Origin of the sequence: Muriicola sp., assembly GCF_049669965.1 — a bacterium.
Lineage (GTDB): Bacteria > Bacteroidota > Bacteroidia > Flavobacteriales > Flavobacteriaceae > Muriicola.
Window position 1 is genome coordinate 1 of record NZ_JBATLB010000222.1, and the last position, 10,066, is coordinate 10,066.

Below are 10,066 nucleotides of genomic sequence, written 5' to 3' on the forward strand. Positions count from 1 at the left end.
AGAAAACCTGCCCGATGTACAACTGAAAAACAAAATGATCTTGTTAAAACTTCTTGCTAATTCAGCCTACCAAGAAGTGGAAGCCATAGGCAAACCTCTGCCCGAAGCTATTCTGGAGTATGTAGAGGAACATTCCATAGACCTGTTGGCTATGATGAATCAAGGGCATTCCTTTTTCGAGCGGATACTAATTAAACAAAATATAGATCAGATCGGGTTTCACGTCCAAATTCCCTTTTTGGTAGTCCCTGATACCTCGGATAATTAGAAGTATGCCAGTACAGTTACATCCGAGTTTTTTGGAAAAGTCCTACCTCCCCTAAAATACAAGGCCCTTTTTACAAGTCCTTACTAATTGTTGAATGCTCCCTAACCCCGACTATGGCAAACCTTATATCGATAAGCACATAACCCATTAGGGATCATTTATAACTTAATACTAGCTCGTTCAAATTATAAATTGGTCTCGGCTTAGAGCTGTCTAACGGAATAGTATTATTACCCTTTTTTCTTTGTATTCAGTATGTAATATATCTGATTTCTTATGCCTTAGTTTCTATTTCTCCTAGGAGTGTTTAGATTGCTCCTTCCGCGATTGGCATTATGCTCTTCATGGTACTTCCTGATATTATCATCGTTGTAATTTCGTATTCTCTCATATCGAGATCGTCTTAAATCTACTCGTTGATAACGCTGCGGCAATACCTCCCGCCGTACCCAAACCCCACCGTCTAAATACAGGTAGGTTCTTGCCGAAAGATCATAATAGATACTGTATTCAGGAAAATATACATAACGCACAAACTCTATCCTGTTTGGATAGAACCAGGGAGGTGGTGGACTATTGTAGCGCGAGCTAAGGATTACCGGACCACAACTTGTCATGAACAAAAAAACAGCTGACAAACTTAATAACCAACGCGACTTGAAAAAATCTTTGAATTTCATAACTTCTAATTTATACTGCAAAATAAATCATCCAAACGCAGATAGTAAATGACCTATATCATTTCATGATACCTGCACTTACAATAGTTTTGGACTATGATAAGGAACACATTCCTATTCTAAAAAACACAAAACACAATCATCATGGAAAGAATTAAAGAAGTGGTGTATAATGAAAACTTTCATTTTGAACACCAAAACTGGAAATCGGAACTCGCTTTTTGGAAAGACGAATTAAAAACGTTCAACAATCGGTTGAGTGAATTGATAACTCGTTGGACCAACAAGGATGTCTTAAAACAACTGGAACATTACCAAAACGAATTTATTCTTCATGGAGGTGTAATTGAAGACCTGGAGGAAACTATTGAGGAACACGAAACAAGCATCGCAGGTCATACCATAACCGGGAATGAATCATTGGATGTGCGTTTGGCAAAAAAACACATGGAATTTAGAAATCGGATTGATACCCAACGCGAAATCTACAACAGTCTTAAAAAAGAATTCTTTTCATTTCTGACCAAGTACATGTGAGTGGGATAACTAATACAAAATAATAGTTGGATAAAAAGCGGGTCTGATCCTTGCATGCATGTTATATAGCACTAAGACCAAGCTTACTTTATTCTAAATAAATAAGACACTATTATAGCATAAACGTTTATGTAGGAAACAATTCAGGGAGGCTGGGTACCCATGAAGTATAAATTTATTATGACTACTGCCAGCATTTGGAGAGAGACAGAGTATTAGCGCAGTTCCGCGAGAAATGGTCCTTGCCAAGGGAAAAGAATTTATCTACTACATCGATACTGTGCTTTATCATTCCACCCCGCTCAAAAGTTGCTTCTCATTTTTATCTCCAAGGTGTTTGCGGAATATCCCGGACAGTTTTTTTATCACAAATGTTAGTGCAATTTTTTGAATAATACCACTAACACCCCCCATCAGTTGTATGGGATAAAAATTGGCCTTGACCTGGTTCAAATGTAGCTTAATACTTTCCTTGTCTATCTCACGCCGCAACTTAAGAATGCGAAGTCGATCATCTATTTCCGAAAGAGTAGTGTATTGTGTTTCCATTTCAATCAAAATATTGTTTAGAGAATTTTCGCAACAAAGGACCATTAAGTCTATCCCGAAGTACATAACATAGAAAAGCGATTATTATATAAAAGCCTCCTATGATCAAAAAGCCATAATAATTGCTTTCTAAGGCCTCCCCAATAGCAAAAGAGGCGGCAAATGAAAGTATGAACAAGGCCAACAATGCCACGGCACCTACCAACATAATCTGAGCACCTGATGTTATTAGCCCCATCAGCACCTTAAATATTTTAAGCCTGATATATTCTTCGCTATTTTCGAGATAGGATCTAACATCAGCGTTAGCCTCCATTAGATCCTTCTTCATTTCTTCAAAGGCCATGTACCGTTATTTATGTAGTTGGGCATTCTTCTTTTTAAGATCTTCCAATTTGCGCTCCAGAGAGGCGATGATATCATCGGCCTTGTAACTCATTGTAGAGATGGCATCTTCCAATTTTTGTTCAAATTTATCTTTCTGTTCGGTGGCAGACTTGGTAAGTTCGTCTTTGGCATGGGTTAGCCGTTCTGTGATTTCATGACCTGTGTCCTCTAACTTGCTCTTAATTTTTTTTCTGGTTTTTTTCCCTTCATCAGGAGCATATAGAATACCCACACCTGCCCCAATGGCAGCTCCGGTCAATAATGCTAGTAATACTCCGTTGGTGTTTTTCATGGTTTCTACGATTTAAGTTAATAAATATAATTTTCAAGGTTAAAGTACATAACAAGAACAGTATTTGAAATGACCTTGGTCAGTTACCTTTCTTTTTAATGATTAAAAAATTATGGACCGATAAATAGTCCTCCCTTTATCCTCTTCCAATAAAATGACCCTGACTGATTCAAGTCATTTTGCCTACCAATTCCAGTTCTCATATTTGTAATAGAAAAATTCAAGAAAATGGAAAACACGGCAACCTATTACAAAAAGCAAAAGGAGTTCCGAATATTCGCGGCAAGTACCTTTTCCGATTTGGTAGTGCTCAAGAAAAAAGGTGAAGAAAAGGCGTTTAATGAGTTGCTTTTAAAAACTTTACCCCAGATAAAGCGATACATCACCAAAAGATTGGCAACCGCGTTGTCTAAGGGGAATCTACCGCATGGAAAATACAGACCGGATGATTTTGTTGATCAATTATTTATTACGGCCTATAACCATTTTGATGAGGTTAAAAATCAAAAAGACTTCTACCCATGGCTGTTTAAAATTGCGGACCAACTGTTGGAAGATACTATTGTGGAAGAGGAATTTGATGAGGTTTTCTTTCAGAATATCGACGATTTCACAAAACCCGCCTGGGATGCCATGGAGGAAAAATTCTCCACCGATGGCGATGGTGATCTTGTCATGATGGATGAATTAGACGACATATCCTATAGGAATGCGCCTTATGTACTCAATCATGTTTTTGTTGAGGACGATAATAACGAAATGATTGCAAAGCTCGATAAGGAATTGGGCGAGGAAAATATCAGGCGCCACACCAATATGGTCCTATACCATTTGCCTCTCCCCATGAGGACCGTATTCGAAATGGCCACACAATTTCATTTAACTGCTGAAGAAATAGCAATGATACGTGGCCAAGGTCTTGAAGAAGTACAAAAACTTTTGAAAAACGCCCGGAATGCCCTGGAAACCAGTTTCTATACCAGGTATAGGGGAATAAATTACTAATACCTACAACATGAAAACGAAAATTTTAAATCAGAAAACTGAGTTATTATTGGGGGCAGGCCTCGATGTCCTGCACCAGGAAAGCCGCGAATGGCTAGAGACTGTTGCCTTCTGGAAAGACGAGACCAAGTTTTTCTCCTATTTATTGCGCAAAAAAGACAGCAGGGAATCAGATTTTACCATAATGCTCAGTAATCTGGACAGCCTCCATAAAAGCCTTTTCGATTACCTGGCCGATGACATTGTGGAACACGAAAAATTCCTGGCCCGTTTGGAAATGGGCGAAAAAGGACTATCGGATGGTGCTTATAGAAAGAAGCACCGAAAACTTGGCCAACAGATGCAAATTTTTGGCCGTGATTTTAAAGAATTCAAAAAGATGGTCTTCGGGTTTGTGAAAAAACTTTAAGTTTTGCTGGCTGAGTCATTTGTAGATCATTCAATCGTTTTATGAATCGAAGAGGCTTGTTGTGTTATAAGCTCTCTTCTTTATCCATTGTACGCCTCTTCCACTTTACGATCTCGTACCAAATAACGGACAGTAAGCCGATACCCGAACTTATTAATATCTGTTTTGAATTCAAGGTGGAAAACTCAAAAAATCTGGTCAATGGTTGTATATAAAGAAGCATTCCCGTTAAAACCACCGTGGCTATAATGATCAAAGGCACCAGATTGTTCCTGTATTTTAAGGTGGTTAAAATGGAAAAGTAAAAAGACCTGTTCACCAACGTAAGTATAATATTAGCTGAGATCAATGCCACAAAAACCATGGTTCGGGTCGTAGCTTCGTCATAACCCTGTTGTACCGCATATTGATACGCAGTCAACGTTCCTATGGTTATCATCAATCCCTGTATTACACTTGTAGTCAATTCTTTCCAGTTAAAAAAAGTGGCCGTAAAGGGACGTGGTTTTTGGATCATTGTATTTTTTTCCATGGGTTCGTTTTCATAGATGATACTACAGGTAGGGCCCATGATCAATTCCAAAAAAATGACATGCACAGGTGTGAATATATTGGGAAAAGTCCAGCCAAGTACCAAAGGAAAGAACACCGTAAGGATAATGGGGATATGGATGGAAATTATATATTGGATCGCCTTTTTCAGATTGGCATAGATACGCCTGCCCATAGCAACCGCATCAATCATGCTACTCAGGTCGTCTTCGAGCAAGATAACCGATGCGGCCTGTTTCGCCGTTTCAGTACCCTTTTTGCCCATGGCGATACCGATATGAGCCGCCTTTAAGGCCGGGGCGTCATTCACACCATCCCCTGTCATGGCGACGATCTCTTGATTTGATTTCAGAGCATTAATGATCTTAAGTTTTTCTTCGGGAAACATTCGGGTAAAGATGTTGGTGGTTTGTACCCGATTTTTTAGTTCCGCTTCGCTCAATTGCATCAGTTCATCACCTGAGATCCTTTTTTCATGGCCTTTAAATTGAATTTCCTTTGCAATGGCTTCGGTGGTTAAAGCATTATCGCCTGTCACTATCTTTACCTTGATCCCTGCGGCAGCAAATGCATCGAATACAGATTTGATGTTCTTTTTTGGCGGATCGTAAAATGCGACGATTCCCTTAAATACAAAATTGAAATCCTGTTGCATTTTGGGATACTGTGTGCCTTCAAAATATGCCTCTCCCACTCCCAGGATTCGATACCCTCCCTTCGCGAGTTCGTCCATGGCTTTTATGATTAACTGTTTTTCATAATCGGACAGAGTAGAATTTTCTATCAAGGCCTCTGGGGCGCCCTTTGCCGCTATAACCCGGTTTCCCTCTTTATTTTCAAAAATATGGGTCATCATGGGTGGTTTACCCCCTAGCGGATATTCGTGTATCATTTTATATTCAGGACGTTCATCTTTCCTGGTAATACTGCGGTACGCTTCGTGTAAAGCAATTTCCATGGCATCGAACGGAATGGGTTCGCTGGCCCACATCGCCATTCGGATCAGTTCTTTTTCACCCTTGTCTAAAGTGTTGTTCGTATCGGTAATTTTTTGGGAAGCCAGCGTAAAAAGTTTCGCCAGCGCCATTTTGTTTTCGGTAATTGTTCCGGTCTTGTCCGAACAAATGACCGTTGCGCCTCCCAAAGTCTCAACAGTTTTCATCTGTTTTACAATGATGCCCATTTTTAGCAGCCGATACGAACCCAAGGCCATAAAAGTGGTAAATGCCACAGGTATTTCCTCAGGCAGGATCGACATCGCCAGGGTTAATGCCATCAGCAAACTGTCCAAAATATCACGGGAATTGTAATAATTGATAGCCCAAACAATAACAAAAACGATAGCTCCGGCGACCACCATTTTTTTTACAAAACTGTTAATCTGTTCTTCAAGTGGGGTCTTTTCTTCCTTGATGCTCTCCAGACTTTTCCCTATTTTTCCCAGTTTGGTCTCGTTACCGATAGTGGTTACGGTCGCAATGGCGAGTCCGCTCGCAACCGTTGTGCCTTTATAAATTGTGTTTAAAGATTGTTCTGCATCCTTATAAACCGAAAGGGACTCTCCGGTAAGTAGGGATTCATCGACCGAAAAATCATTAGAATGTACTATTTTACCATCAGCGGCAATAGTGGCACCTTCCTCTACCATTAGGCTATCGCCCACAACCACATCCTCGCTTTTGATCTCAACTGTTTCCCCATTGCGAATGACTGTGCATTTAGGCTGAGTAAATTTCTTTAGTTTTTCCACGGCATTTCGGCTCCGCCCATCCTGATATAAGGAAATAGCGGATACCATAACGATAGCGGCGAGCAGAAAAATGCCGTCACCCGTATTTCCACTTATAAAATAAACTGCGGAGGCCACGAAGAGTAAAATGACCATCGGTTCCTTTGCCAATCCTTTTAAAGCATGGAAAAGGCCAAGGCTTGTTTTCCCTTCCAGAATATTTTGTCCATAAGTTGCCCTTGCCTGAAGTACTTCCTCTTGGGTCAGTCCTTTAATGTTAAAATTATCTACAGACATGGTCAGGTAGTTGAGGTTTTGGCACCGCCATCAAAATACAACCCATCTTCACCTCTCGTTTTCTTCTAACTTAAAAGGGAAAAGGCAATTATGAATATGGCTGCTACAAAGATAAATGTACTAAATACAATGCTTAAAGTGACATAGCTCTTCTTTGTTTTACAATAACATAGGTTTAAAATTATAGAAGTTGGCCTGGCAACAAAATGATCATAGTCAGTTAACTTCTAAGGTAGTGTTCATGACAAATATCATAGATGAAATCGGATCATACGTCTAACTTTAATAAAATATCTATGAAAGCATATTTTTTGTCTTTGTTCGATACAGAATCTTTGTGGGTATATACCTAGTTTAATCTGAATATTTATGGTATTCAGCCATGGGTAACTAAAATGATTTATAATAAATCAATGAATAACAGCATAGCGGACATCCCGGTTTATCGGGCCATATTTGAATCTTCTCTCGAAGCCATTTTGATAGTAGATCAGGATGGGTTTATCCTGAAGGCTAACCCCGCCTGTTATAAAATGTTTGGTTACAGTACCGGGGAATTGATAGGGAAAGATTTAAAAGAAGTGATTCCCCAAAAAATCAGAGCAATTCCGGAAGAAAAAAAAATATCCCGTACCAGAAACCAGGAACTCTTGCAGCCGGGTAAACAAATGAATCTTTTCGGTACAAAACGAAATGGCGCACAATTCCCCATAGAAATGCAGCTGAGTCTGGCAGTAATTGAAGATAAACGAGTAAAAATTATCTTCGTAAAAGATATTTCAAAGCGGGAAAAGCAAGTAAGACCTTATTGTGAAACAGTTGCCAACCTTCCGCATCTTAGAAGTATGACTATTGAACGAAATATAGTGCGTCGAGAGCTAGAAAATAAATATCGTATTCTTGGAGAACCTACGAATGATCTGGAGAAAGAAGTCGCGGAACGAACCAAAGCATGCCAAGCCATCCTACAAAAACTTATTGATGCAAATTTAGCTCTTGAAGATCAAATGCTGGAGACCAAAGAGGCTGAAAAAAAGTCATTGGCGAGTCAGGCGATGTTTACAGCTATATCAAAAAACTTTCCCAAGGGGGTCATAATTGTTATCAATGCCAATTTTGATATCGTGTATATTGATGGAGGCGAATTGTATCGTCTGGGCTTTAAAAAAAGTCAATTCGATGGACTTAACATTGATGATATAAATGTTTTTTCAAAAAAAAGGATCGCACGTATCAAAGAAGATGTCAAAAGAACATTGGAAGGCGAACACCTCTCCTTTGAGACTCGTTTCATGAATAAGAACTATGCAGTAAACTCCTCTCCTCTTTTGAACGGTAACAACCTGATAAAATGGACCCTTTTTGTCTATAACGATATTACCAAACAGAAACAGGCAGAGGCCGATATTCGTATGGCCCTTGTACAAGCTCAGGAACTCAACAAATTAAAATCTCGTTTTATTTCAATGGCATCTCATGAATTCAGAACGCCTTTGAGCGCTATTTTGTCTTCGGCTATTCTTATTGAAAAACAGAATGGACCCGGTTTGGAGATAAAGCGCGAAAAATACATCCGGCAAATAAAATCGAATGTCAGGAAATTGGTGGTTATTCTGAACGACTTTATGTCTCTAGGTAAGTTAGAAGAGGGGAAAGTACCTGTGAAACTGCAACACTTTAACCTGGTGGCATTTTCAAAGGACTTGCTCGAAGAAATTGGACCTACTAAAAAAAGAGGGCAAACCTTGAGTTTGAAATCTAACAAAGAATTTATTGAGGTCTACCTGGATCCAAAATTGTTACAGCACATCCTTATTAATTTACTTTCTAATGCCATAAAGTATTCTGAAGTGGATCAGGACATTCTAATAACTCTGAAAAGTGGAAAGCAAGGCATTTGCATAGAAGTCAGGGATAAGGGCATCGGTATCCCCATCCAGGAACAAGCAAATCTCTTTGAACGTTTTTTTCGCGCTGAAAACAGTTTAAACATGCAAGGCACCGGCCTGGGTTTGCATATCGTAAAACACTACACAGAACTTTTGGGCGGTACTGTGGGGTTTGAAAGTGAGGAGGACAAAGGGTCCGTTTTTAGGATTGAATTTCCTTTGAGATGAAGAGTGGTAAAGACAGTTGAAAAATTATAATGATGAAAAAGATTCTATTAATCGAAGATAACAAAGATGTATGTGAAAATACAGCCGATATTCTGGAATTGTCTAATTACGAAGTAGCCATGGCCGAAAACGGAAAAGTGGGCATTGATATGGCCAGAACCTTCCATCCAGATTTGATTCTTTGTGACATAATGATGCCTGTTTTGGATGGCTATGAGGTGTTGGAGGAATTGAGCAAAGGCAATGAAACCGCAAGCATTCCTTTTATCTTTCTGACAGCTAAAGCGGATAAGTCCGATTTCCGAAAGGGTATGAACCTGGGTGCTGATGATTATTTGACGAAACCCTTTGAGGAACACGAGTTGCTGGAGGCTGTAAACAGCAGGTTAAAAAAGTCCGATTTTCTGCGCAAGGAATTCTCAAAGAATATAGAGGGCATTCATGAATTTTTTCAGGATGCAGCCAGCTATCTCAACCTGGAACATATTACAAGAGAGTTTCGTCCAAAAGAATACGGTAAAAAAGAATATCTATTTATGGAAGGAGATGGTGCGCATACCTTGTATTTTGTGGAAAGCGGTACGGTAAAGACCTACAGATCCATTGAATCTGGCAAGGAGTTCGTAACGGGAATACACAAAGCAGGAGATTTTATGGGTCAATTATCCCTTTTAAATCCAAAAGGCACCTATCTAGAAACCGCCATGGCCATTGAAAATACGGAAGCCTACGGTATTCCTAAATCGAATTTTATTCACCTGCTTTATGAAAATAAAGAAGTGGCCCACAAGTTTATTGACATCATTTCAAACAATCTCATTGAAGTACAGGAACAACTGGTCAATATGGCTTACTCATCCGTGCGCCAGCGAGTAGCCAGGGCCTTATTACACCTGTACAAAAAGGGAATTATAAAAGATTTTCCAAATGAGGGCATTGATATTCCGCGAGAAGATTTTGCCGGCATGATAGGTACCGCTACGGAAACTGCGATCCGCAGCCTGTCAGAATTCAGGGAAGAAGGCCTGATTACCATGGGCCATGCCAAAAGGATTATTATATTAGACAGGAAAGCGTTAAAAAATATTGCAGAGTACGGGTAGCGTAGGCAATACCAAAAATATTTAAGTACTACTTTGTTGATATGTAATCATGATCTTTTTAAATACAGGAGCACATTTTTCTCAATTCTATCAGAAACATTTGATACATCAGCTTTTTGGAAAGTCTCCCCGGTAATGTTT

The 10,066-nt window shown here is 39.4% G+C and carries 11 protein-coding genes; 6 read left to right on the forward strand and 5 right to left on the reverse strand.

What is annotated here, in order from left to right; translation table 11 throughout:
- Nucleotides 1–268 (forward strand): universal stress protein (locus WBM49_RS11660; protein WP_424372228.1); only part of this gene is annotated, 268 nt, incomplete at its 5' end.
- Nucleotides 269–549: 281 nt separating this feature from the next.
- Here the strand turns inward: WBM49_RS11660 and WBM49_RS11665 are convergent.
- Entirely contained in the window at nucleotides 550–948 is a 399-nt protein-coding gene (locus WBM49_RS11665) for a hypothetical protein (RefSeq protein WP_424372229.1), read from the reverse strand.
- 144 nt (nucleotides 949–1,092) lie between these two features.
- Between WBM49_RS11665 and WBM49_RS11670 the strand changes: the two genes are divergently transcribed.
- Nucleotides 1,093–1,485 (forward strand): hypothetical protein, encoded by a 393-nt coding sequence (locus WBM49_RS11670; RefSeq protein WP_424372230.1) that lies wholly within the window; start codon nucleotides 1,093–1,095, stop codon nucleotides 1,483–1,485.
- Nucleotides 1,486–1,773: 288 nt separating this feature from the next.
- Here the strand turns inward: WBM49_RS11670 and WBM49_RS11675 are convergent, their stop codons facing one another.
- The 3 genes from WBM49_RS11675 to WBM49_RS11685 are packed head-to-tail and all read right to left on the reverse strand — an operon-like array spanning nucleotide 1,774 to nucleotide 2,713.
- Nucleotides 1,774–2,034, reverse strand: a complete 261-nt coding sequence (locus WBM49_RS11675; protein WP_424372231.1) for a hypothetical protein — start codon at nucleotides 2,032–2,034, stop codon at nucleotides 1,774–1,776.
- A gap of 1 nt (nucleotide 2,035) precedes the next feature.
- On the reverse strand, nucleotides 2,036–2,380 hold the full coding sequence (locus WBM49_RS11680) for a hypothetical protein (RefSeq protein ID WP_424372232.1): 345 nt from the start codon (nucleotides 2,378–2,380) through the stop codon (nucleotides 2,036–2,038).
- A 6-nt stretch (nucleotides 2,381–2,386) separates the two neighbouring features.
- Nucleotides 2,387–2,713, reverse strand: a complete 327-nt coding sequence (locus tag WBM49_RS11685; protein ID WP_424372233.1) for a YtxH domain-containing protein — start codon at nucleotides 2,711–2,713, stop codon at nucleotides 2,387–2,389.
- A 228-nt stretch (nucleotides 2,714–2,941) separates the two neighbouring features.
- Between WBM49_RS11685 and WBM49_RS11690 the strand changes: the two genes are divergently transcribed.
- Complete coding sequence (locus WBM49_RS11690; protein WP_424372234.1) at nucleotides 2,942–3,718, forward strand: RNA polymerase sigma factor; 777 nt, start codon at nucleotides 2,942–2,944, stop codon at nucleotides 3,716–3,718.
- Between the two features lie 10 nt (nucleotides 3,719–3,728).
- Nucleotides 3,729–4,127 carry a hypothetical protein gene (locus WBM49_RS11695; RefSeq protein WP_424372235.1) on the forward strand — a complete coding sequence of 133 codons (399 nt, stop codon included), beginning with the start codon at nucleotides 3,729–3,731 and terminating at the stop codon, nucleotides 4,125–4,127.
- A 64-nt stretch (nucleotides 4,128–4,191) separates the two neighbouring features.
- On the opposite strand, the gene WBM49_RS11700 is transcribed toward WBM49_RS11695, so the two are convergent.
- A complete protein-coding gene (locus WBM49_RS11700; RefSeq protein WP_424372236.1) occupies nucleotides 4,192–6,705 on the reverse strand; it encodes a cation-translocating P-type ATPase in 2,514 nt (837 codons plus the stop codon).
- A 413-nt stretch (nucleotides 6,706–7,118) separates the two neighbouring features.
- Here WBM49_RS11700 and WBM49_RS11705 point away from each other — a divergent pair, with 413 nt between their 5' ends.
- Both WBM49_RS11705 and WBM49_RS11710 read left to right on the forward strand, forming a co-directional pair.
- The gene (locus WBM49_RS11705; RefSeq protein ID WP_424372237.1) at nucleotides 7,119–8,822 is read left to right on the forward strand and encodes an ATP-binding protein; all 1,704 of its coding nucleotides are present in this window, start codon (nucleotides 7,119–7,121) and stop codon (nucleotides 8,820–8,822) included.
- A 32-nt stretch (nucleotides 8,823–8,854) separates the two neighbouring features.
- Nucleotides 8,855–9,925: a response regulator gene (locus WBM49_RS11710; protein WP_424372238.1), complete on the forward strand. Its 1,071-nt coding sequence runs from the start codon at nucleotides 8,855–8,857 to the stop codon at nucleotides 9,923–9,925.
- The last annotated feature ends 141 nt before the right edge of the window (nucleotides 9,926–10,066 follow it).